This window comes from Acuticoccus mangrovi, assembly GCF_016411865.1.
Classification (GTDB): Bacteria; Pseudomonadota; Alphaproteobacteria; order Rhizobiales; family Amorphaceae; genus Acuticoccus; species Acuticoccus mangrovi.
On the sequence record NZ_JAEKJA010000003.1, the window covers coordinates 292,380 to 315,764 of the forward strand.

20 protein-coding genes and 1 tRNA gene are annotated in these 23,385 nt (G+C 69.4%); 5 read left to right on the forward strand and 16 right to left on the reverse strand.

Annotation, left to right across the window (positions count from 1 at the left end):
* Positions 1–194: 194 nt before the first annotated feature.
* On the forward strand, positions 195–2,261 hold the full coding sequence (locus JCR33_RS05335) for an LLM class flavin-dependent oxidoreductase (RefSeq protein WP_211110081.1): 2,067 nt from the start codon (positions 195–197) through the stop codon (positions 2,259–2,261).
* Positions 2,262–2,267: 6 nt separating this feature from the next.
* Here JCR33_RS05335 and JCR33_RS05340 read toward each other — a convergent pair whose 3' ends face one another.
* The 7 genes from JCR33_RS05340 to rfbC form a co-directional block, all read right to left on the reverse strand.
* Positions 2,268–2,792: an invasion associated locus B family protein gene (locus tag JCR33_RS05340; protein WP_198880989.1), complete on the reverse strand. Its 525-nt coding sequence runs from the start codon at positions 2,790–2,792 to the stop codon at positions 2,268–2,270.
* 376 nt (positions 2,793–3,168) lie between these two features.
* Positions 3,169–3,244, reverse strand: a tRNA-Lys gene (locus JCR33_RS05345).
* A gap of 61 nt (positions 3,245–3,305) precedes the next feature.
* Positions 3,306–3,716, reverse strand: a complete 411-nt coding sequence (locus JCR33_RS05350; protein WP_198880990.1) for a DUF4864 domain-containing protein — start codon at positions 3,714–3,716, stop codon at positions 3,306–3,308.
* A gap of 117 nt (positions 3,717–3,833) precedes the next feature.
* The gene (gene galU, locus JCR33_RS05355) at positions 3,834–4,700 is read right to left on the reverse strand and encodes a UTP--glucose-1-phosphate uridylyltransferase GalU (RefSeq protein ID WP_198880991.1); all 867 of its coding nucleotides are present in this window, start codon (positions 4,698–4,700) and stop codon (positions 3,834–3,836) included.
* A gap of 51 nt (positions 4,701–4,751) precedes the next feature.
* Positions 4,752–5,537, reverse strand: a complete 786-nt coding sequence (locus JCR33_RS05360; protein WP_198880992.1) for an ABC transporter permease — start codon at positions 5,535–5,537, stop codon at positions 4,752–4,754.
* A 70-nt stretch (positions 5,538–5,607) separates the two neighbouring features.
* On the reverse strand, positions 5,608–7,857 hold the full coding sequence (locus tag JCR33_RS05365; RefSeq protein ID WP_198880993.1) for a glycosyltransferase family 2 protein: 2,250 nt from the start codon (positions 7,855–7,857) through the stop codon (positions 5,608–5,610).
* Positions 7,838–8,425: a dTDP-4-dehydrorhamnose 3,5-epimerase gene (gene rfbC / locus JCR33_RS05370; RefSeq protein WP_198880994.1), complete on the reverse strand. Its 588-nt coding sequence runs from the start codon at positions 8,423–8,425 to the stop codon at positions 7,838–7,840. Before rfbC ends, JCR33_RS05365 begins: the two co-directional genes overlap by 20 nt.
* A 48-nt stretch (positions 8,426–8,473) precedes the next feature.
* Here rfbC and JCR33_RS25465 point away from each other — a divergent pair, with 48 nt between their 5' ends.
* The 3 genes from JCR33_RS25465 (at position 8,474) to JCR33_RS05385 (ending at position 13,627) form a co-directional block, all read left to right on the forward strand.
* A complete protein-coding gene (locus JCR33_RS25465; RefSeq protein ID WP_198880995.1) occupies positions 8,474–9,913 on the forward strand; it encodes a glycosyltransferase family 4 protein in 1,440 nt (479 codons plus the stop codon).
* A 116-nt stretch (positions 9,914–10,029) separates the two neighbouring features.
* A complete protein-coding gene (gene eno, locus JCR33_RS05380) occupies positions 10,030–11,301 on the forward strand; it encodes a phosphopyruvate hydratase (protein ID WP_198880996.1) in 1,272 nt (423 codons plus the stop codon).
* Positions 11,302–11,392: 91 nt separating this feature from the next.
* On the forward strand, positions 11,393–13,627 hold the full coding sequence (locus tag JCR33_RS05385; protein ID WP_198880997.1) for a calcium-binding protein: 2,235 nt from the start codon (positions 11,393–11,395) through the stop codon (positions 13,625–13,627).
* 180 nt (positions 13,628–13,807) lie between these two features.
* On the opposite strand, the gene tgt is transcribed toward JCR33_RS05385, so the two are convergent.
* The 4 genes from tgt to coaD form a co-directional block, all read right to left on the reverse strand.
* On the reverse strand, positions 13,808–14,911 hold the full coding sequence (tgt, locus tag JCR33_RS05390; RefSeq protein ID WP_198880998.1) for a tRNA guanosine(34) transglycosylase Tgt: 1,104 nt from the start codon (positions 14,909–14,911) through the stop codon (positions 13,808–13,810).
* A complete protein-coding gene (queA, locus tag JCR33_RS05395; RefSeq protein WP_232372281.1) occupies positions 14,908–15,975 on the reverse strand; it encodes a tRNA preQ1(34) S-adenosylmethionine ribosyltransferase-isomerase QueA in 1,068 nt (355 codons plus the stop codon). Before queA ends, tgt begins: the two co-directional genes overlap by 4 nt.
* Complete coding sequence (locus JCR33_RS05400) at positions 15,976–16,515, reverse strand: peptidylprolyl isomerase (RefSeq protein WP_198880999.1); 540 nt, start codon at positions 16,513–16,515, stop codon at positions 15,976–15,978.
* 67 nt (positions 16,516–16,582) lie between these two features.
* Positions 16,583–17,077 carry a pantetheine-phosphate adenylyltransferase gene (gene coaD / locus JCR33_RS05405; protein ID WP_198881000.1) on the reverse strand — a complete coding sequence of 165 codons (495 nt, stop codon included), beginning with the start codon at positions 17,075–17,077 and terminating at the stop codon, positions 16,583–16,585.
* A gap of 377 nt (positions 17,078–17,454) precedes the next feature.
* On the opposite strand from coaD, the gene JCR33_RS05410 reads away from it, so the two are divergent.
* The gene (locus JCR33_RS05410) at positions 17,455–17,763 is read left to right on the forward strand and encodes a hypothetical protein (protein ID WP_198881001.1); all 309 of its coding nucleotides are present in this window, start codon (positions 17,455–17,457) and stop codon (positions 17,761–17,763) included.
* Between the two features lie 65 nt (positions 17,764–17,828).
* On the opposite strand, the gene gyrA is transcribed toward JCR33_RS05410, so the two are convergent.
* The 5 genes from gyrA to JCR33_RS05435 form a co-directional block, all read right to left on the reverse strand.
* Positions 17,829–20,582 (reverse strand): DNA gyrase subunit A, encoded by a 2,754-nt coding sequence (gene gyrA, locus JCR33_RS05415; RefSeq protein ID WP_198881242.1) that lies wholly within the window; start codon positions 20,580–20,582, stop codon positions 17,829–17,831.
* 132 nt (positions 20,583–20,714) lie between these two features.
* Positions 20,715–21,281, reverse strand: coding sequence for a YceI family protein (locus JCR33_RS05420; RefSeq protein WP_198881002.1), 567 nt, complete (start codon positions 21,279–21,281; stop codon positions 20,715–20,717).
* A gap of 87 nt (positions 21,282–21,368) precedes the next feature.
* Positions 21,369–21,935: a YceI family protein gene (locus tag JCR33_RS05425; protein ID WP_198881003.1), complete on the reverse strand. Its 567-nt coding sequence runs from the start codon at positions 21,933–21,935 to the stop codon at positions 21,369–21,371.
* A gap of 33 nt (positions 21,936–21,968) precedes the next feature.
* Positions 21,969–22,796, reverse strand: coding sequence for a protein phosphatase 2C domain-containing protein (locus JCR33_RS05430; RefSeq protein ID WP_198881004.1), 828 nt, complete (start codon positions 22,794–22,796; stop codon positions 21,969–21,971).
* Positions 22,793–23,323, reverse strand: a complete 531-nt coding sequence (locus JCR33_RS05435; protein ID WP_198881005.1) for a single-stranded DNA-binding protein — start codon at positions 23,321–23,323, stop codon at positions 22,793–22,795. Before JCR33_RS05435 ends, JCR33_RS05430 begins: the two co-directional genes overlap by 4 nt.
* Positions 23,324–23,385 lie beyond the last annotated feature (62 nt).

Here is a 23,385-nt window from a genome sequence, read left to right on the forward strand (position 1 = left end):
GTCGGACGGTCGGAGGGTGTGCCGCGGGAGGCTCGACGTGAGCCGCTCCGTCTGCTGAGGTTCCAGGGTAGGCCGGCAGAATGGACCGGGAGCGAGGTGGCGCCCACCCCGCCCGTCCGGTCGACTGTGGCGTGCCGACTGGTGCTCGAGCCCCGCGCCTCTCCGGCGCGGGATCGGGAAGAACGGGAGTGATCGTGCGGTCCGATCCGACGTTGAGCCTCGCCCTGTCGGGCAGCGGCGCCGAAGCCGGCAGCGGCGACGGACATCGCCTCATCACCGAGGCGGGACGCTTTGCCGAAGTCGCCGGACTGCGCGCGGTGTGGCTCGCCAACGATCACCGCATCGTCGCAGCGCCCTCGCCCAATCCGGCGATCGCCGCCGCGGCGATCGCCGTGCTCACCCGCCGCATCCGCCTGCGGGCCGGCCCGCTGCGCCTGCCGCAGGATCCGGCCGCCGTCGTGCGCGACTGGGCGATGGTCGACCATCTCTCCGGCGGCCGCATCGATCTCGCGCTGACGGCCGACGCGACCACCGCACTCGCCGAGGCCGCCGACACGGTGCGCCGCGTCTGGCGCGGCATCCCCGCCGAGGCGTCGCACCGCGCGGGCGCACCGCTGCAGCGCAACCTCACCCTGTGGCTCGCCCCGCAGGACGAGGCCGGCTTCGTGCTCGCCGGCCGTCTCGGCACCAACGTGCTCGTCGACCTCACCGAAACGTCGGTGGAGCGCATCGGCGCGATGGTCGGCGCCTACCATACGAGCCTCGGCGAGCACGGCTTCGACCCTTCGGGCGGCGTGGTGACGGTCACCGCACCCACCTTCGTGAGCGAGGACGCGGCGCGGGTGGAGCGCTCCGCCGTCGCGCCGCTGCGCCGGTGGCTGACGGCGCGGCGCGGCGAGGCCGCCGCCGCGCGCTGTCGCGACATCGTCGAGACGGCGTCGCTGATCGGCGATCGGGCGCACTGCCGCGCCGTCGTGACCGCGCTCGCCGACGCCGGTGTGACGGAGATCGCCGGCCTCGTCGATTTCGGCGTCGAGACGGACATGGCTCTCGACGCCCTCAGCGCCTTTGCCGCGCTCAGCATCGCGCCGGACCGTGCCGCTCTCGGCGCATCCACCCCGGTGCGGCGGCACGCCGAGCGCCCTCCCCTCGATGCCGCCGCCATCATCCCCCTCGCCGCGAACGCGCCGATCGCCGCCGACGGCCGCACCGCGCTCACCGAGGGGCTCATGGAGGGCCGGCCGCACCGCGTCGCCAGCATCGAGACCTTCGCCGGACGCATCGGCCTCTTCGCTCTGCCGATGTTCGCCGACGACGTCGGCGCCCGCCGGGCCGACGCCGTGGAGCTCGCCGGCGAGGCCTGCCTCCTCGCCGAAGCGGACGGGGCGCGCTGCGTCGCGCTGACCGGGCTCCTCCCCGCCGTCTCGCGCTACGGCGCGGCGGTGGCCGACAGCGCGCGCGGCAAGGGCGGCACGACGATCATCACCACCGGCCACGCCTACGAGGTCGCCAGCATCACCCTCGCCATCGAGGCGGCGCTCGCCCACACCGGCCGCGCCATCGACGAGGAGGACGTCGCCGTGATCGGGCTCGGCTCGATCGGCACCGGCGTGGTGCGCCGCCTGATGCGCCGCACCAGCCATCCTCACGCGATGATCCTCGCCGAGCTCGCCGCGAAGGAGCCGTTCGTGGAAGCGCTGGCCTTCGACCTCAGGGGCGAGTTCGGCTTTGCGGGCGAGACGAAGCTCGCCCTCTCGCGCACGCGTCAGGTCGACCCGACGATCAACGAGGCGAGCCTCGTGATCCTCACCGCCGGGGCCGCGGACGTCGTCATACCGGAGGCGCTGCGGGCGGGCGCCATCGTGATCAACGATCCGCTGCCCGGCGCTCTCGATACCGCCGCGGCGACGGAGCGCTGGGAGGACGCGGCCGATCTTCTCGTCCTCGACCGCGGTGGCCTGATCCTGCCCGAAGCGCCGACGCTCACGTGGGAGAGCACCACGGTGGACCGTGCGGCGTGGAACCGGCAGGGCTGCCCGGATGCCGCGCTTCCGGCGACGATCCTCGCCGCCCTCCTGACCGGTGCGGGGCCGCAGGCGCCCGGCGCCACCCTGACCGCAGTCGACGACAACGCCGTCTCCCTCGCCGCCGCGCAGCTCCTATCCCTCGGCGTGTCGGGAACGCCGCCGCAGAACGCGGGCTCGATCTATCCGCGGATGGCGCTGCGCCGCTTCTCCCAGCGCTTCGGCCCGGCGCACTGACCGTCGTCAGCCCTTCGCGAGGGCGGTGAGGCGGGTATAGGCGGCCGAGAAGCCCGCCAGCGAGATGTCGAGCTGAAGCTTGGCGTTGTTCTGCGCCAGCACGAAGCGGACGCTCATCTTGCCGCCACGCTGCAGCTCGGCGATCTCGGCCGTGCTCGGCTTGGTCTCGACGATGCAACCCGCCGGCACGCACATCCGGTAAGAGAGGGTGCGCTCCGCGTTCTCGTCCACCTTGACGGCGGTGCCCTCGGAGAGGAGCACGCCGAGCGGCGTCAAGAGCACCATCGTCACGTCGTCGTCGAGGAGGGCGATCTCCATCTGCAGGATGCGTTCGCCGGCTTCGCCCCGCGACAGCGCCTGCACCATCCAGCAGCGGCGCGTGTCGTTCTGCTTGGCGCACCGCACCGTCCAGTCGCGATAGACCTCGGTGAGGGCGTCGGGGGTCTGCGCCCACGACGACGCAGAGCCCGTCAGGACGCCGACGACGGCCAGCGCGCCGAGCCACACCGCGCGGCGGACGAGAGCTGTCAACGGACGCCGGCGGCGGCTTTGCGGAAGGCTTGTCATGTCTCGTTCCATTGTCGACGTCTGGGGAGGGGCGGCGCCACGCCGGCACGGACATGTCCGGCTCTCTCGTCGCAACGACTGTTTGATCCGATTCCTCACGCCTTCGTCCATAGCGCCTCCGTCCATGGCGTACCGGGAAGGCTCGGCGCGAAGGCGGCCGATGCCGTTTGCGTGGCGATGCCGTTCGCATGGTGGCGATGGCCGGCAGGCGGATCATCCCGGCGGTGCCGGGAGGGCGTGCGGGCGCGGGAGCATGCGCCATCGGCATTTCGGCCGGACGACGGAGCATCGGCGTGCCGATCCGCCGGGCGGCGATCGTCACAGCGGGATGGGAGGGGGATGGTGGGCGCACAAGGACTCGAACCTTGGACCCGCTGATTAAGAGTCAGCTGCTCTACCAACTGAGCTATGCGCCCCCGGTGAGACGCCGAAATAGTCGACCGATCGGCTCGCGTCAACCGCTGAGGGTGGAAAGGTTCAGACGTTTTGCCCGGCCGCCTCGCGCAGATAGCATCCCGTGATGCGCCAGCTCCCGTCGGGCTGCCGCGCCAGCGTGTAGAGCGCGGTCCACGCCTTGCCGGACTGGTCGACGATGCCGACCTCCTGGGCGAACCGCCCGTCGTCGATCGCATGGGAGCGCAGGAAGACCGGCGAGCGGCCGTAATAGACCGGCGCGTAGCCTCGCCGCACCATGGTGATGAAGCGCTCGGGCGTCGGAAACATGCGCTTGAGGGAGGGCGCGGCCAGAGCGTATGCGGCCTTCGCATCGCCGGCTTTGAAAGCGTCGAGCTGGGCGCGGATCGTTTGCCGCACCGCATCGGGATCCGCCTGGGCGGCGCCGCTCAAGGCGAGAAACGCCACAAGAAAGGCCGAAACGGCAAGCTTCATGGCCACCCTCCACTCGAGGAGATGGAAGCGTAGCAAGGCCCATGCCGTTAGGCCACCCCAATCGTCGCACCCCCAACAGAGGCGACGCAAGGTGTGGACAAGCTCCCCGGCGGCCGCTCAGCCGAGGAGATCCGCCGCCAGGGCGCGCAGCTGGGGTCCGAGATCGTCGCGATCGAGCGCATAGGCGAAATTGGCGCCGAGGAAGCCGATCTTGGAGCCGCAGTCGTAGGTCGTGCCGGCAAAGCGCAGGCCCATGAAGCCGTCCTCGCGCATCAAGGTCAGCATGGAGTCGGTGATCTGGATCTCGCCGCCGGCGCCCTTCTCCTGCGTCTCGAGGAGGCCGAAGATGCGCGGCTTCAGGATGTAGCGGCCGGTGATGATGAGGTTGGACGGGGCGGTTCCCTTCGGCGGCTTCTCCACCATGCCGGTGACGTTGAAGACGTCGCCGTCGCCGTCGATCTCCACCACGCCGTACTGGTCGGTCCGCTCCGGCGCCACCTCCTCGACGGCGATCACGTTGGTGCCGTGGGTGTTGTAGACGTCCATCATCTGGGCGAGGCAGCCGCGCTCGGCCTTGATGATCACGTCCGGCAGCAGCAGCGCGAACGGCTCGTCGCCCACGAGGTTGCGGGCGCACCAGACCGCGTGGCCGAGGCCGAGCGGGGCCTGCTGGCGGGTGAACGACACCGTCCCCGCCTCCGGCAGCTCCGCCGTCAGCGCCTCGAGCTGGGCCGTCTTGCCCCGAGCCCGCAACGTCTCCTCGAGCTCGTAGGCGATGTCGAAGTGATCTTCGATCACCGCCTTGTTGCGGCCGGTGACAAAGATGAATTCCTCGATGCCCGCCTCGATGGCCTCATCGACGACATATTGGAGAACCGGCCGGTCCACCACGGTCAGCATCTCTTTCGGCAATGCCTTCGTGGCGGGAAGAAAGCGTGTACCGAGACCGGCAACGGGGAACACGGCTTTACGAACGGGCTGCATGGGGTCGCCTTATACTATTTTATATATGCGGCCACCGCGGGCGACCACCACTCAAGCCTTACTGCCAATCAGCCGATAGCGAAAGATCCACTCACACAGCAGCCCGACGGCGACCGATCCGACGACCCACCCGCCATAGTAGATCGGATCGAAGAATTGGCTTGTATATTCAGGGAAGAAGAACGTCCGCGTGAGTTCCGTCGAATGCATGAATGGATTGTAGTACAGATAGGCGACAACCTGTGGAGGAAGCCGATCAGCCGTATAGAACATCCCCGATGCGATGCCCAGCGGGGTGGTAATGATGCTGAAGATGTTCCCCCAAAACGGGAACCATGACTTGATCGTCATGTTGACCATGCAGAAACCGAAGCCGATCAGCGCATTGCAGAAGCCTGGGAAAAGCGAGAGAATCCAGTACTCCGGCTCCACGACCTTGAACACCAGCTTGAAGAATACGGTGATCAGGAGGAACAGGGCCGCCAGCGTGAGGAAGTTCGCCAGGATCCCGCCGATGACGAGATCCAGCACCCCGAGGTGGGGAAGCACCAGCGAGCGCCGCAATTTCATGAAGGTCCGCTCGCCGCCGAGGGAGGACAGGCGGAAGATCGAGATCGGGATGATGCCCGTCATCAGGAAGAGCATCAGGTAGTCGCCGAGACCGGGGTCGCGAAGACGGATGAGGCTGAAGGCGAGCGTCATCATGCCGATGGTGGCCAGCGGCTCGACGACCGCGGTCAAGACGCCGAGCGGCGACTCGCGGTGCTTGAGCATGACGTCTCGCGCCGCCACCGCGTAGAGAATGCGCGCCTGCGCGCTGATCGCGTTGCCGATCATCGACTTGCACTCCACTTCGGCCGGCGATGCCGGCCCGTCGCTTTATCGATCCCGTGCCATATGGTCCGCATCATCGCCGTGTCACGAAGGCGGCTTCAAGCGGGTCGAACGCGGATGGATAGCACGGATCAAGGTCGAGCACCGGGCCCCAGTCCATGCGGAACCGCTCCGCCTCGACCGCCCGTGCCCAACGCCATATGGCGCCGCCGCGGGAAAACAGCGCGTCGGAGGGCTGTTGGCCGATGCTGACCGACTCGTGGTGGACCGCGGTCGCCGACGGCACGAGGCAGTTGGCGAGCCCCCGCTCGCGCACCCGCAGGCAGAGATCGATGTCGTTATAAAGCACCGGATAGCGTGCCGCGTCGAAGCCACCAAGCGCAAAAAACAGCTCCGCCCGAAGCGCCATCAGCGCCCCCGTGACCGCCGAGACGCTGGTCGCGATCCGTTGCCGGCCCATGTAGCCGCCCGCCCGGCCCGAGAGGAAGCGCTCGAGGTGGCGAACCCGCGCCTCTCCCGCGAGCACCAGCCCCGCATGTTGAACGCGTCCGTCGGGATAGAGCAGGCGCGCCCCGGCGACCCCGACCTGTGGACGCGCCGCCGCGACGGCGAGGCGGTCGATGGCGGCGGGATCGGTGAAGGCGATGTCGTTGTTGGCGAATATCAGTATGTCGCCGCGGGCCGCGGCGGCGCCGAGGTTCGAGAGCGCCGCGAAGTTGAAGGGGCGGTCGTCGCGGATCAGCGTCACCTCGGGCCGGGCGGCGGCCTCCTCCAAAAGGCGCAAGGCGCGTGCGTCGCGACTGCCGTTGTCGACGAGGATCAACTCCGGAGGGTCCGCCGAGGGCGCGAAGAGCGTCGCGAGGAACCGCGCCAGATGGTGGGGCGCATCCCGCGTCGGGGTGATCAGCGAAACCGGCGGACGCGCCGTCGAGGGGCGCACCGCCGGGGCCGCCACGGAGACGCCGCCGCGCCGCTCCACCAGCACGAAGGGAATGTGGGTGCCCCCTGCCGCGCCGTCGGCGGCGAGCGGCAGTGGCCCTCCGCCCGCCCGCTGCCGGATCGGGTCGGGCGCGGCGAAGCGCTCCGGCGAGGACGAGAGCCCGAGAACGCGCCACGCGGCGTCGGCGCTCACCGGTCCGGGCGGCGCGCGGCGGATGGCCTCAACGGCCGGCTCCGTCAGACGCTCGCCGGGCCGAAGGGTGACGTCTGCCGGCGCCGCGTCGGCAGCGACGGCACCGGCGGGCAGCGGTACCGTGCCGCTCGTCGCGACCCGCACCGGCCCCTCGCGCATCACCGGGCGGGCGAGCCAGCGCGCCAGAGCCGCCCTTTCCTCGCCCCTCCCCCGGCGGTGCCGCCGATCGGCCGGTGTCGCGAGACGCGCCACCGCCTCGAGACCACCGCCGCGGCTCGTCGCGAGGCGGCTCGTCGCCATGAGCAGCCGTCGCCCGACCGCTTCCCCCGCGAGCCGGACGACGAGGCGGATCCGCCCCCACGGCGACAAGCGCCGCACGCGGAGCTCCCGCAGATCCACGACGCCGCTCTGGGTGCGCGGACGCAGCACGACGACGGGCGTCGGCCGATCGAGGCGCACCACCCCGCGGTGCAGCGCGCCGGCGACCGGCCGCAGGATCGCCGCGGTGTCGAGGGGAGACGCCGCCCCCTGCGCCAGGATGCGCGGCTCGACGAGAGCCGGCGCACCGTCCTCGGTGAGGGCCTTCACCGCAAAGCTCCAGAGGCCGGGGCGAAGCGGCGGCGCGAAGGCGAGCCGCACCGCCCCCGCCTCCTCCACCTCGAAGCGGGTGCCCGCGATCCGAACCGCCTCCACCGCGTCGATGGTGATCGCCTCGTCCCAGCCCGGCGGCCGCCGACCCGCCACCTCCGTCTCGGGCGACGCCTCGCCCGCCTGGCGCGGCGGCAACGCCACCGGCCCCATCCGCCAATCGGGCAGAAGCGACGCCCAGGCCGGGGCCGGCTCCACGGAGAAGGCGACGATCTTGAGGCGCGCCGCCTTGACCGGCGCGAGGCGGATGGCGTCGAGCGGCGCCGACAGCGCGAAGCGCGCCTCGACCACCTTCGCGACCGCCGGCACCGGCAGGGGGATCGGGCCGTCGCCGGTGAGGGCGTCCACCCTCAGGGCCGCGGGGTCTGCGAGGGTGAGGCGGAGGCGCCAGCAGCCCGGCGCGAGCGCCACCCGCACCACCACGAAGCCGGCTCGGGGCGCGAAGTCCAGGACCTCACCATCCGCGACGACCGCGCCGTCGAGCCGAGCCGTGCCACCGAAGGCGGCGAGCGCCGCCGCCGCGTCAGGCGAAGATCGGGCCAAGCGCGCCGAAGGCGGGAAGCTCCCGATCCTTCTCCGAAAGCATGGCCGCCGCCGGATCGATGCCCCAGTCGATGGCGAGGTCGGGATCGTCGAAGCGGATCCCGCCCTCGCTCGCCTTGTCGTAGAAGCCGTCGACCTTGTAGCAGACCGCCGTGTCGGGCTCGCGCGTGACGAAGCCGTGCGCAAATCCGCGCGGCACCAGAAGCTGCGCCCCGTTCTCGGCGCTGAGCTCGGCCCCCACCCAGCGGCCGTAGGTGGGCGAGGCGCGGCGCAGGTCCACGGCGACGTCGAAAATCGCCCCCTGCACCACGCGCACCAGCTTCGCCTGAGCATACGGGGGGGCCTGAAAATGCAACCCGCGAATGGTGCCCACAGCCCTGGACAAGCTTTGATTATCCTGTACGAAGTCGAGCGCGAGGCCCGCTTCGGCCATGCGCCGGGCGTTGTAGGTCTCCTCGAACCACCCGCGGTCGTCCTGGAAGCGGCCCGGCCGGAAGAGGACAACGTCTTTGATTTCCAGCGGGACGATCTCCACGCGAGGCTCCGAAGTGTTTTGGCTCGTTGCCATTAGCGTGTATGACGTTGGGAGCGCGATGGCAAAGCGGAGTCCCTACGCGTGAGCCGACCCCTCGTCCTGCTCGACCTCACCCGCCTCTTCAGTGCGGCGGGGCGCTCGGCCCCAACGGGCATCGAGCGGGTGGAATATGCCTACGCCCGCTGGCTGCTCGGCCACAGCAGCGTCCATGCGCGCTTCGTCGTCACGCTGAACAGCAGCGTGCGCCTCGTCGCCGACAACCAGGTCCCCACCTTCCTCGACCGTCAGCAGCGCACCTGGGCAGCCGGCGCGGAGGGCTTCTCCGCGGCCAAGGCGATCGAGAACATCAACAAATTCCTCTCCGGCGGCGAGCTGGTGCCGGCGCCCAAGCTCGGCTACCTGTCGCGCGAGGAGCGCATTCAGCGCCGCACCCGCCGCCACAGCGGCAAGCCCTCCACGCTTGCGAACTGGGCCCAGCAGATGGCGAGCCGTTGGGCGGGCGAGCCGCTCAGCCCGCTGCTGCAGCGCTCCAGCCGTCGCCGCTCGGTGGTCTACCTGCGCGTCTCGCCCGACAAGATGGAAAATCCGTCGCCGATCGGGCGCTTGAAGACCTTTCCCAACATCAAGATGGTGACGTTGGCGCACGACGTCATTCCGGTCGACCATCCGGAATATGTGCGCCCGAAATCGACCGAGGTCTGCGCCGCGCGGATCCGCACGATGGCGCGTTATTCCGACGGGATCATCGCGACGTCCCGCTACGTCGCCGATCGGCTTGCCCCCTGGCTCGGCCCCCAGCCGCCGCTCCTCACGATCTCCCACATCGGCATGGACACGACGGGCGGCAGCCGGATGAGCGAGCTTCCGGACCTCGTCCGCACGCCCTATTTCCTCATCATCTCCACCATCGAGGCGCGCAAGAACCACCTGCTCCTCCTCAACATCTGGCAGCGTCTCGTGGCCGAGTTCGGCGACGCCGCGCCCAAGCTCATCATCGCCGGCAAGCGCGGCTGGGAGGCCCAGACCACCCTCGCGATGCTCGACCGGGCCCGCGCCCTTGACCGCCACGTCTACGAGGCCGGCGCCGTGCCGGACGAGGCGCTCGACGTGCTGCGGCGCAATGCCACCGCGCTGTTGATGCCCTCCTTCGTGGAAGGCTTCGGCATGCCGGTCACCGAGGCGCTCGCCGTCGACACCCCGGTGATCGCATCCGACATACCGGTTTTCCGCGAAGTCGTGGGCGACGCCGCGGAGCTGATCGACCCGACGGACGGCCCCGCCTGGCGCGCCGCGATCCTCGACTATGCAGCGCCCGATTCGCCGCGCCGCGCCGCCGCCCTCGCCCGCGCCCAGCGCTTCGCGGCACCCACCTGGCAGAGCCATTTCGCCCGCGTCGCACCCTTCCTCGAGGAGGTCATCGGCGAGACGCGGCCGAGCCTTTCGCAGAAAGCCCGCGAGGCGCTGCGCAAGGTGAGCTTCGAACCGGCACCCGACCGCGGGCGCCTCATGCCGCGGCACTGACGGCACACGCCATCAATTTCACGCATATCCGGGTCTAGGTTCGCGCCCCGCCATCGGCTATCAGGACGGCAACCGATCGGCGCCGCCGGGCGCCACCTGACGAAATGGGGGATCGCTTGACAGCCATCATCGACATCGTGGGTCGCGAGATCCTGGATAGCCGCGGCAATCCGACAGTAGAAGTGGACGTCACGCTGGAGGACGGCACCATCGGCCGCGCGGCCGTTCCGTCCGGGGCCTCCACCGGCGCCTACGAGGCGGTGGAGAAGCGCGACGGCGGCGAGCGCTACGGCGGCAAGGGCGTCAGCGAAGCAGTCGCCGCGGTGAACGGGGAGCTGTTCGACGCTCTCGCCGGTCTCGACGCCGAGCGCCAGCGCCACATCGACGAGCTGATGATCAGCCTCGACGGCACGCCCAACAAGGCCAAGCTCGGCGCCAACGCCATCCTCGGCGTGTCGCTCGCCGTCGCCAAGGCGGCCGCCGCCTCCGCCGGCATGCCGCTCTACCGCTACGTCGGTGGCGTCAACGCCACCTGCCTGCCCGTGCCGATGATGAACATCCTCAACGGCGGCGTGCATGCCGACAATCCCATCGACTTCCAAGAGTTCATGGTGATGCCGATCGGCTACCCCTCCTTCGCGGAGGCGCTGCGGGCCGGGGCGGAGATCTTCCACGCGCTCAAGTCGAAGCTGAAGCAGGCCGGCCACAACACCAATGTGGGCGACGAGGGCGGCTTCGCCCCCAACCTGCCCTCGGCCCGCGCCGCGCTCGACTTCGTGATGGAGGCGGCCGGCCAGGCCGGCGTCCACATGGGCAAGGACGTGTTCCTCGCGCTCGACTGCGCCGCCACCGAGTTCGTCGCCGACGGCCAATACCGTCTCGAAGGCGAGCAGCGCACGCTGCAGCCGGCGAAGATGGTCGACTACCTCGCCGAGCTCGTCGACGCCTACCCCATCGTCTCCATCGAGGATGGCATGGGCGAGGACGACTGGGACGGCTGGGCGATGCTGACCGAGCGCCTCGGCGCCAAGTGCCAGCTCGTGGGCGACGACCTCTTCGTGACCAACGAGACCCGTCTCGCCGAAGGCATCGAGAAGAAGGTCGGCAACGCCATCCTCGTGAAGGTCAACCAGATCGGCACCCTCACCGAGACGCTCGATACCGTCGACCTCGCCCAGCGCAGCGGCTACCGCGCGGTGATGAGCCACCGCTCGGGCGAGACCGAGGACGTGACCATCGCCGACCTCGCCGTCGCCACCAACTGCGGCCAGATCAAGACCGGCTCGCTCGCCCGCGCCGATCGCACGGCAAAGTACAATCAGCTTTTGCGGATCGAAGAAGCGCTGGGTCCCAGCGCCCGCTACGCTGCGCGAGGCTTGCCCGTCTAAGTCGAGACGCGTTTACCCTCGGTTGTGCCGCCTCCACATTGGGGGCGGCGCACCCTGATGCGCCACGTTCTTCTCAACGAGGAGCCGGCGCATGGAGACGATTTCAATCTCCGGCCTGCACCGAGCCTTCGGCTTTTCCGATGCGGGCTACATCATCTCGGCAAGCGGCACCCGCTACGTCTTCGACGAGAGGGCCGTGGTCACGGCCTCCGCCGAGGCGGTGCTGGGGATCGGCTACACCGACAACTTCATCGATATCCACGGCACGCTGACCTCCACGGCGGCGACGGCGCTGCACCTTGCCGGCGCCGGGCGCAACACGGTCTATCTCGGCACCAAGGCGACCCTCACCTCCTCGTCCGTCACGATGCTGATCGAGGGCGCCGACAACGTCGTCCACAACTATGGCCGCCTCGTCTCCGACCGGGCCAACGCCGTCGCCTTCACCGGCAACAACGCCACCTACTCCAACGGCGGCCTCATCGAGGGGGCGACCAACGCGATCTTCCTCGGCGGCCACTTCGGCGTCGGCCTCAACACCGGCACGCTGCGCTCCGGCCTCTCGGCGGTCTACGTCCACGGCAACTTCAACACCTTCACCAACGAGGGGACCATCGAGGCCGGTGACGTGGGCCTGCGCATCGACGGGACCGGCACCGACGTCACCAACGCCGGCACCATCATCGGCACCTTCGGCGGCGTCGAGACCGGCGCCGGCAACCGCACCGTGCTGCGCAATACGGGCACCATCCTCACCGCCTCCGGCCCCACCGTGCGCACCGACACCGACGCCGACCAGAACGCCACCATCATCAACGCCGGCACCATCGACGCCGCGACCGACACCGGCGTCGCGATCTCCGGCGGCGACGGCAAGGAGGTCGTCACCAACTGGGGCGTCATCCGTGGCGACGTCGACCTCGGCGACGGCAACGACAAGTTCGAGTTCACCGGCGCCGGCATCGTCGTGGGCATCCTCACCGGGGGCGACGGGCGCGACACGCTAATCGGGGCCGGGCGTGCCGACCGCCTCTTCGGCGGCGCCGGCAACGACAGCCTGCGCGGCAACGACCAGAACGACCGCCTGTTCGGCGACGCCGGCGTCGACACCCTCCATGGCAACGACGGCAACGACCTCCTCAACGGCGGAGCCGACCGCGACATCCTGCGGGGCGGCCCCGGCAACGACACCCTTCAGGGCGCCCACGGCAACGACGCGCTCTTCGGCGACGACGGAAACGACCGGATCGCCGGCGAGATCGGCCCGGACATGATCAACGGCGGCGCCGGCAACGACTATCTCGACGGGGGCGACGACAACGACATCCTCTACGGCGGCGACGGCTTCGATTCCCTGTTCGGCCAAGGCGGTCACGACCGTCTCTACGGCGGCGAATGGGGCGACGGCCTCAACGGCGGTCCGGGAGCCGACCTCATCGAGGGCGAAGGCGGCAACGATCGCGCCGTCGGCGGGTCGGGCAACGACACCTTGCGCGGTGGTCCCGGGCGCGATCTCCTGCGCGGCGACGGCGATCGCGACGAGCTCGACGGCGGCGCCGACTTCGACACCCTCGAAGGCGGCAGCGGCGATGACACGCTCCTCGGTCAGGCCGGCGCCGATCGCCTCAACGGTCAGGAAGGCGACGACGTCCTCGAGGGCGGCAGCGAGAACGACTTTCTCTGGGGCGCCACCGGCAACGACCTCCTCAAGGGCGATGCCGGCCGCGACACCATCTATGGCGGCATCGGCGCCGACACGCTCTATGCCGGCACCGGCGGCGACTTTCTCTACGGCGAGGCCAACAACGACTATCTCGTCGGCAGCCCGCAACCCGACGAGCTCGACGGTGGTCCGGGCAGCGACACCCTCTCCGGCCTCGCCGGCGCCGACCTGATGAAGGGCGAGGAAGGCAACGATCTCCTCCTCGGCGCCCAGGGCGACGACTTCATGCGTGGCGGCAACCACAACGACAGCATCGCCGGCCACGACGGCGCCGACCGACTGTTCGGCGAGCCCGGCAACGACAGCCTCGACGGCGGCGCGCACAACGACGTGCTGAACGGCGGCCCGGGCAACGACGATCTCTGGGGCGGCCCCGGTGCCGACACCTTCTACATGGTCCCGCGCACCGACCACGACGTGATCCACGACTTCCAGAAAGGGGTGGACCGGCTGCACCTCGGCTTCTTCGACATGACGCTGCAGTCCGCGCGGGCGGCGGCGACGCAACAGGGGCCGCATCTCGTCATCGCCCTCGCCGCCGGCCAATCGGTCACCATCGAGAACGTCACGTTCAACGACATCGTCGGCGACATCCTCGTCTAGCGCGCTTGCCGCTCAGGTTGGATCAACTTGAGCGAAGAGCAATCGCGCCAGATCTGGAGAGCGAGCACGCATTTCCCACTCAACCTGATCCAGGTTGAGTGGGACGTGTTCTAGCGGCGCGCGGCGGCCCCACCCGACGCGCCTCGCGTAGAGGCGCCCGCTACGGCGGGCTGGCGGCGCCTACGGCCAGACGGTGCGCCACCGCCGCGCCGTCTCGGCGAAGCGGCCGGCCTCGATCGCCTCTCTCAGCTCGCGCATCAGGCGCTGATAGAAATGGATGTTGGCCCAGGAGAGGAGCGTCGCCCCGAGCGGCTCGCCCACCCGGACGAGATGGTGCAGATAGGCACGCGAATAGTCCGCCGCCGCCGGGCAGTCGCTCTCTGGATCGAGCGGCGACATATCCTCGGCGAACCGGGCGTTCTTGAGGTTGAGCTTGCCCTCAGACGTGTAGGCGACGCCGTGGCGGCCGGCGCGCGTCGGCATCACGCAGTCGAACATGTCGATGCCGCGCTCCACCGCGCCGATGATGTCGGCGGGGGTGCCGACACCCATCAGATAGCGCGGCGCGTCGGCCGGCAGATGCGGCTCGGTGATCTCGACGGTCTCGAACATCTCCGCCTGCGGCTCGCCCACCGCGAGACCGCCGATCGCGTAGCCCTCGAAGCCGATGTCGACGATCCCGTCGGCAGAGCGCACCCGCTCGTCGCGATCGGTGCCGCCCTGCACGATGGCGAACTGGAGGAGCCCCTCCGCGGCCTCGGCGCGGAAGGCACGGCGGGCGCGGGCCGCCCAGTCGAGCGACAGCCGGTTCGCCCGCCTCACCTCCTCGATGGGCGCGGGCAGCCGCACGCACTCGTCGAGCTGCATCTGGATGTCGGCACCGAGCTTCAGCTGAATCTCAACCGCCTTTTCCGGCGTCAGGCGGTGCATCGAGCCGTCGACGTGGCTCTTGAAGGTCACCCCCTCCGGGTCGACGCGGCGCAGGTCGGACAGGCTCATGACCTGGAAGCCGCCCGAGTCCGTCAGAATGGTGCTGTCCCACCCCATGAAGCGGTGGAGGCCGCCGAGGCGGGCCATGCGGTCGGCGCCGGGTCGCAACATCAGATGATAGGTGTTGCCGAGCACCACCTGGGTGCCGGTCGACGCGACGTCGCGCAGCTGCATCGTCTTCACCGTCGCCTGCGTGCCGACGGGCATGAAGGTGGGCGTGTCGACGACACCGTGGGGCGTCGCGAGGCGGCCACGTCGGGCGCCCCCGTCGCGGGCGAGAAGGGTGAAGCTCATCGGGGGTCCGCGAAGATCAGCGACGCATCGCCGTAGGAATAGAAACGATAGTCGTGGCGAAGGGCGTGGGCGTAGATCGCCCGCATGCGCGCCAGCCCCGCGAACGCTGCCACCAGCATCAGCAGCGTCGAGCGCGGCAGATGGAAGTTGGTGAGAAGAGCATCGGCCACGTGGAAGCGGAAGCCGGGGCGGATGAAGAGGCGCGTGTCGCCGGTGAAGGGCGCGAGCACCCCCTCCCCCGCCGCACTCTCCAGAAGCCGCAGCGAGGTGGTGCCGACGGCGACGATCCGCCCCCCCGCCGCCTTGGTCGCGGCGATCTCGGCGACGGTGGCGGCCGACACGGTGCCCCACTCGGCGTGCATCTCGTGCTCGTTGAGGTGCTCGGTCTTGACCGGCAAGAAGGTGCCCGCCCCGACGTGGAGCGTCACCCGCGAGAGGCCGATCCCCCGCTCGGCGAGCGCCGAGAACAGGCGGTCGGTGAAATGGAGCCCGGCGGTCGGGGCGGCGACCGAGCCCGGAGGGTCGGCATAGACGGTCTGGTAGTCACTCTCGTCGCGGGCGTCGGGCGCGCGCTTCGCCGCGATATAAGGGGGCAGCGGCATCGCGCCGGCGGCGAGCGGATCGGCCGCGAAGCGCACCGTCACGGTCGGCCCCGTGCGCGCCTCCACGCGCCCCTCCACCACGCCGCCCGGGACGGGGAAGCGCAGTGTGTCGCCCTCGCCGATGCGCTTGGCGGGCTTGGCGAACGCCGTCCAGCGCAAGGGCTCGTCCTCCACGAGGAGGGTGAGCTCCACCCGCGCGGTGCCGGCCGGCCGCAGCCGCTCGCCCACGAGGCGGGCAGGGATCACGCGGCTGTCGTTCACCACGAGACGGTCGCCGGGGGCGAGGATCTGCGGCAGGTCGCGCACGATCCTGTCCTCGAGGCGCCCGTCGGCGTAGGAGGTCAGGAGCCGGGCGGCATCGCGCGGCTCGGCCGGGCGCAGCGCGATGCGCGCGTCCGGCAGCTCGAAATCATAGTCGGACAGGGAGTCGCCGTCGGCGACCCCCGCTGGCACGGCGCTCAATCAGCCGTCGGCGCCGATGCGCGCCTTGAGGATGCGGTCGGGGTTCGACACCGCACCGTTGTTCTGCATCGTGCCGGCCTTCAGCCCGTCGATATACTCCATGCCGTCGAGCACGCGGCCGAACACCGTGTACTGGCGGTTGAGGCTCGGCGCCGCGTCGAACATGATGAAGAACTGCGAGTTGGCGCTGTTGGGATCCATGGTGCGGGCCATCGACACGATGCCGCGCACGTGCGGCTCGTTGTTGAACTCCTGCTTCAGGTCCGGATAGTCGGAGCCGCCGGCGCCGGTGCCCGTCGGATCGCCGGTCTGGGCCATGAAGCCCGGGATGACGCGGTGGAAGGGCACGCCGTCGTAGAAGCCCTCGCGCGCCAGCGTCTTGATGCGCTCGACGTGGTTCGGCGCGAGGTCCGGCAGGAGCTCGATGATGACGTTGCCGTCCTCGAGCTCCAGGATGAGCGTGTTCTCCGGATCGGCGGCGGCCGCGTAGGCGGTGGTGCACAGCGCCATGGCGGCGGCTGCGAGCAGGCGGGAAATCATCGATTGGCTCCTCATTGTTGGTCGTCTGGCCGATGCGGTTCTGCGACCGCCACCGGCTGCGGCCCGGTCAGCCGGGGTAACGCAACCGAAGTCGTTCGGCCACCGTCTCCGGCACGAACGCGGTCACGTCGCCGCCGAGCTGCGCGATCTGCCGCACCAGCGTGGCGGTGATATGGCGCACCGGCGGCGAGGCGGGAAGAAAGACGGTGAGCAGCCGCGGCTGCAACGTGGCGTTCATGCCGGCCATCTGCATCTCATAGTCGAGGTCGGTCCCGTCGCGAAGCCCCCGGATCAACAGCGTCGCCCCGACGTCCGCCGCCGCCTGAGTCACGAGATTGCGGAACGAGACCACCTCGAGCCGATCGCCGAGATTGCCGGCGACGGTGTAGAGCGACTCGCGCAGCATGTCCTCGCGCTCCTGGAACGAGAACATCGGCGTCTTGCCCGGATGGACGCCGATCCCGATCACCACCTTGTCGGCGAGGCGAAAGGCCTGTCGCAACACATCCATGTGTCCGTTGGTCACGGGATCAAAGGAACCAGGGTAGAACGCCACGCGCATAGTCTCGTCCACTTTGTTAACGACCTGCCGAAAACCGAGATCGCTCTCCAGATTATCTTAACGATTCTGAACGAGCCGCGTCGACGACTCATTTGCCCAGGGTAAATCAGAGCTAACAAATTCGCATTGTTACTCTCGGAACCGGTTCATTATTTCTGCGTTGTTCCCACCGTGTGCCGCTTGGCGCTCGAGACCCACCGTCGCCGGCGGTTCTGCGAAAACCGCACGGGGGTGGGAATAGAGAGCCACTTAGTAGCGTTGATATCGCAACACCAGCTCGATGCCCCGATCGTCCGAGCTGTGATGCGGATCACAGCGGCAAGCCCGGTGCAAGGTTAACTACTGGGTATGCCGCAACCGAGTTTTGGAGGGTAACCATGAACGCAGATCGCCGTATCCTGACCCCGATCACCGCCAGCATCGTCGCCGGTGTTCTCGTTGCCGCCGCGACGCTCGGCGGGTCGATGGCGTCCGATGCGCCTGCCAGGAAGGGCGATCGCTTCAAGATCGTCAGCGATACCCTGTGCGCCAACCAGTCCTGGCCGAACATCACGTCCGAGTGCCTCGCCTGGTCCGAAGGCGAAGCGTCGAGCCAGCACGTCCGCTTCATCACCATCGCCGACCACGATGCCGTCCGTGGCGTCTCGACGCTGACCCGCGTCAGCGCCGCCGGGGTGACCAACTGAGGACGACACCCCCGTCCGCCCCGGCACCGGCCGGCGGACACACCCCGACAGCGTGAGGTGAGGCCTTATTCGGCCTCGCCCTCGCCGTCGCTCCCGGCCTCGCCGGTGCTGTCCTCATCACCGTCTTCGTCCTCGTCCTCGGTGACGCGCTCGACTGAGACGACATGCTCGTCGTCGGCCGTGCTGAACACGATGACGCCCTGCGTGTTGCGACCGGCGATGCGGACCCCGTCCACGGGCACGCGGATCAGCTGGCCGGCGTTGGTCACGAGCATGATCTGGTCGTTGTCGTCGATCGGGAAGCTCGCCACCAGCGGGCCGTTGCGCTCGTTCACCACCATCGCGGCGATGCCTTTGCCACCGCGGCCCGTCACGCGGAACTCGAAGGACGAGGTGCGCTTGCCGTAGCCGTTCTCAGACACGGTGATGATGTGCTCCTCGGCCGCGCTCATCACCGCATAGCGCTCGTCGCCGAGCACCACCGTCTCGTCGCTTCCCTCTTCGGATCCGGCGTCGGCGGGTTCGGCCGCCTCGCCGGCCACCGCGCGCCGCATCTTCAGGTAGGCGCTGCGCTCGGCGGGCGTCGTCTCGAAGTGGCGCAGGATCGACATGGAGATCACCGTGTCGCCCTTGCCGAGGGCGATGCCGCGCACGCCCATCGAGGTGCGCCCGGCAAAGACGCGCAGCGAGGACACCGGGAAGCGGATCGCCTGCCCCAAGGCGGTCGTGAGGAGCACGTCGTCGTCCGGCGTCGCGATCTGCACGCCGACGATCCCGTCGCCGTTTTCGAGCTTCATGGCGATCTTGCCGGCGCGGTTCACGTTGGTGAAGTCCGACAGCTTGTTGCGCCGCACGTTGCCGGCGGTGGTGGCGAAGAGGACGTCGTAGTCCGCCCACGTCGTCTCGTCCTCGGTCAACGGCAGGATTGAGGTGATCGTCTCGCCTTCCTGCAGCGGCAGGATGTTGACGAGCGCCTTGCCCCGCGCCTGCGGCGCCGCCTGCGGCAGGCGCCACACCTTCTCCTTGTAGACGATGCCGCGCGAGGAGAAGAACAGCACCGGCGTGTGGGTGTTGGCCACGAACAGGCGCGTCACGAAGTCCTGGTCGCGGGTCGACATCGCCGACCGGCCCTTTCCGCCGCGCCGCTGCGCCCGGTAGGTGTCAAGCGGCACGCGCTTGATGTAGCCGGCGTGGGACACGGTCACGACCATGTCCTCGCGGTTGATGAAGTCCTCGTCCTCGAGATCCGGGCCGCCCTCGACGATCTCGGTCCGCCGCGGCGTCGCGAACTGCTCCTTGACCGCGCCGAGCTCGTCCTTCGCGATCGTCTGCACCCGGGCGCGGGAGGACAGGATGTCGAGATAGTCGGCGATCTCCTCGGCGAGCTTTTGCAGCTCGTCGCCGATCTCGTCGCGCCCGAGGGCGGTCAGGCGCTGCAGGCGCAGATCGAGGATGGCGCGGGCCTGCTCTTCGGAGAGGCGAATGGTGCCGTCCTCGTTGAGGCGGTGACGCGGATCGTCGATGAGGGCGATGAGCGGGGCCATCTCCTCCGCCAGCCAGTTGCGCTCCATCAGCGCCCTGCGCGCGGTCGCCGGGTCGGGCGAGGTGCGGATGAGGCGGATCACCTCGTCGATGTTGGCGACCGCCACCGCGAGGCCGACCAACACGTGCGCCCGGTCGCGCGCCTTGGCGAGCAGGAACTTGGTGCGCCGGGCGATCACCTCCTCGCGGAAGGAGATGAAGGCGGTCAGAAGGTCCTTGAGATTGAGCTGCTCCGGCCGCCCGCCGTTGAGCGCCACCATGTTGGCGCCGAACGTCGTCTGCAGCGGCGAGTAGCGGTAGAGCTGGTTCAGCACGACGTCGGCGTTGGCGTCGCGCTTCAGTTCGATCACCACGCGCATGCCGTCCCGATCGCTCTCGTCGCGCAGATCGGAGATGCCCTCCACGCGCTTTTCGCGCACGAGGTCGGCGATCTTCTCCACCATGGTGGCCTTGTTCACCTGGTAGGGGATCTCGTCCACGATCAGCGCCTCGCGGTCGCGCCCCATCTGCTCCACGCGCACCTTGCCGCGCATGAGAAGCGACCCGCGGCCGACCTCGTAGGAGGAGCGGATGCCGGAGCGGCCGAGGATGATGCCGCCGGTCGGGAAGTCCGGTCCCGGCACGATCTCCATCAACTCGGCGATGCTGAGCGCCGGATCGTCGATCAGCGCGATGGTCGCGTCGATCACCTCGCCGAGATTGTGCGGCGGGATGTTGGTCGCCATGCCGACGGCGATGCCGCCGGCGCCGTTGACGAGAAGGTTCGGGAAGCGCGCCGGCAGAACGGACGGCTCGCTTTCCGAGCCGTCGTAGTTGTCCTGAAAGTCGACGGTGTCCTTGTCGATGTCTTCCAGGAGCTGCGTCGCGACCTTTTCGAGACGCACCTCGGTGTATCGCATCGCCGCGGGGGAATCGCCGTCGACGGAGCCGAAATTGCCCTGCCCGTCGACCAACGGCACGCGCATCGAGAAGGGCTGCGCCATGCGCACCAGCGCATCGTAGATCGCCTGGTCGCCGTGGGGGTGATATTTACCCATGACGTCGCCGACGATGCGCGACGACTTCTTGTAGGGGCGGTTCCACTCGTAGCCGCCCTCGTGCATGCCGTAGAGGATGCGGCGGTGCACCGGCTTGAGACCGTCCCGCGCGTCCGGCAGCGCACGGCTCACGATGACGCTCATCGCGTAGCCGAGGAACGACTTCTCCATCTCGGTGGTGATCGAGACCCCCGAAATGCCCTCGCCACCGAGGCCCGCGCCGCCGCCGCCGGGGTCCATCGGCCCGCCGGAACCTGCGTCTGCGGTGGGGTTGTCATCGCTCACGAAAGATCTGCCTATCTATTGGGGAGTGTCCGCTCTAGCTAGGCGATTCAACCGCGATTTGCCACCGGCTGCGCGCGATTCACCCATCTAGCTGCGGGTAGCTCCGAGCTTCGCAACATCGCGGCGGGCGCCGGAAAGGTTCAGCCTCACCTCGGCCATGCGCGAATAGAGCGGACGGCCGATGGTGATGCCGAAGGCAGTGCGATCCATGGTCGCCGTCAGCACCGCACGCGCCCGCTTGCGGCCGAGGCGCAGGATCTGCCCCTCGAAGCGGACGGGCCGCGTCTTCCCCTTCACGGTGAGGTCGCCCTCGACCCAGATGGCGATGCCGTCCCGCGCGCCGGCGGTGCCGATGAACTCGATGGTCGGATAGCGGCCTGGGCTGAAGCCGGACGAGTGACGCAAGCTCTTCTGCGCCACGCCGCTTTTCGACGTCAGCGCGTTGGCGTCGAGAACGGCGTAGGCCTCGATCAAGTGTCCATCGGAACCGACGATCAGGTGTCCCTCGCGAAACGGCATCGTCGCCCGAACCCTGCCGAGGGGGCTCGTCACCACGAAGGAGGCCGATGGAACGTCGTCGCCCTCCGTCGTCATCACCATGTCGAGCGACAGATCGTCCGCGACGTCGGCCCGCTTCCCAGGCTCCCCACTCATGTGCGCGTCCCGTGCATATGATCACCGTCTCGTCCGCTGAATGAGCCATGACTAGACGAACTTCCGCCCGGCGGCCAGCCGACAGGCTCAGCGTTCGCGCCGCTTCATGCCGACGAGGCGCAGCCGCACCGTCGCCTCGCGCGAATAGAGCGGACGGCCGGCGGTGACACCGAAGCCCGTTCGGTCGATGGTGGTCTGCAGTCGCGCGACCATGCGTTGCGGCTCGGCGCGGAGCAGCTCGCCGGTGAAGCGGACCGGAAGGGTCACCCCCTTCACCGTCAGCTCGCCGTCGATGGTGATCTGGTCGCCCCGCACCTCGCCGCCGAGCACGCGGAAGCCGACCGTGGCGTGCTGATCGACGTGAAAGCCGTTCGCGCCGCTGAGCGCCTTTTTCACCAGGACGTTGTTGGCGCTCATCTCGCGCGCATTCAGTACGGCGCCGCCGCCGATAATCCTGCCGTCGCCATCGAGCACCATGTCCCCCTCGACGAAAGGGAGCTCCAAGCGGGCCCGCCCGATGGGGCTTGTGACGAGGATGTGGGCCGCAGCGCGCTGCGGCACGAGCCGATAGGTCCCCGACGCGAGCTCGGCCGCAGCGGGTCGAGGCTCCAACAGCGCCGGCAGAAGAAGGACGAGAAATGCGAGCGTCTTCATCGGCGGCTCCCCATGTCGCCGTCAGCCTATGGCTCAGCGCGGCTGAACGCCACCGAAACGAACCAGCATCGCCGTCGCGTCGTCCGAGGGCTTGAAGCGCGGGAAGCGGGTGCAGTCGGGGTCGTCGCGCTCCGCGGCCCGCAGCGCGCCGAGCGCGCCGCCGAGTTCGCGCTCCGCCTCGAGGATCAGCGCGGGACCATCATAGAGGCCGTAGTCGATGGCCGCCTCGAAGCCGTCGGTCACGAAGAGGGCGCGGCCCGCCTCCGTCGCCACGCGATGGCGCCGCGCACGGTCGGCGCTGTTCGCCTCCGGAGCGAAGATGGCGTAGCCGTCGGGCGTGTTGGCGAAATTGCGCAGTCGCCGCAGGAAGGCCACGACTTCGGGGCCGCGACCACCGCCCAGCCGGCGGGCATTCTCCTGCTCCAGCGCCTTGCCCCGCTCGCTCCCGCCGATGCGTGTCAGCCCGGCGTCGGTGTCGATATAGACGCCGCAATCACCGAGCTCGGCGATCGCCACGACCCCGTCGCCGAACTCGGCGAGGAGGACCGCGGCCGTCGGGATCTCGTAGCGCTCGGCGGGGGAGCGCTTGCGCTCGGCGAGAAAGCGCCGCTCGGCGATGCGTGCCGCGTCGGCAAGGAGAGCGCCCGCGTCGAGCGCCGTCGGTGCCAGTTCGCTGAGTGCCTGGTTCGCGACGGCGGTCAGCCAGGCCGCATCGCTCGGGGCGTCGAGCAGCGGCGCATCGCTGAGCCCGGTCGCCCCGTCGATGATCCAGGCGAACCGGCCGCCGCTGCCGTAGCCGTCCTCGTTGGCCCGACCGGTGCGGCCGGGATCGCTCACCGCATCGACGATCGACAGCGTCAAAACGGGATGTCGTCGTCGAACGGCTCGTCGGCCGGCATCGGGCGGCCGCCGCCGCCACCGCTGCCGCTGCCTCCACCGCCGCCGCGGTCAGAGTAGCCGCGATCACCGCCGTAGGACCCGCCGCCGCCATAGGAGGAGCCGCCGCCACCGCCGAAGTCGCTGCCGCCACGCTCGTTGCGGCCGTCGAGCATCTGCAAGGTGCCGCCGAAATTCTGAATCACCACCTCGGTGGTGTAGCGCTTCTGGCCCTGCTGGTCCTCCCACTCGCGAGTCTGCAAGGCGCCCTCGATGTAAACCTTCGAGCCCTTCTTCAGATACTGCTCGATGACCCGGCACAGACCCTCGGAGAACACCACCACGCGGTGCCATTCGGTGCGCTCGCGCCGCTCGCCGCTGTTGCGGTCGCGCCAGGTGTCGGACGTCGCGATGCGCAGGTTGGCGATCGGCCGTCCGTCCTGGGTGCGCCGGATCTCGGGATCGGCACCGAGATTGCCGATCAGGATCACCTTGTTGACGCTGCCTGCCATCGTCTTCCCTCCACGCTCGTCGCAACCTCGGGGCCTTCTGTGGCGGCGCAGACGGCGCCCGG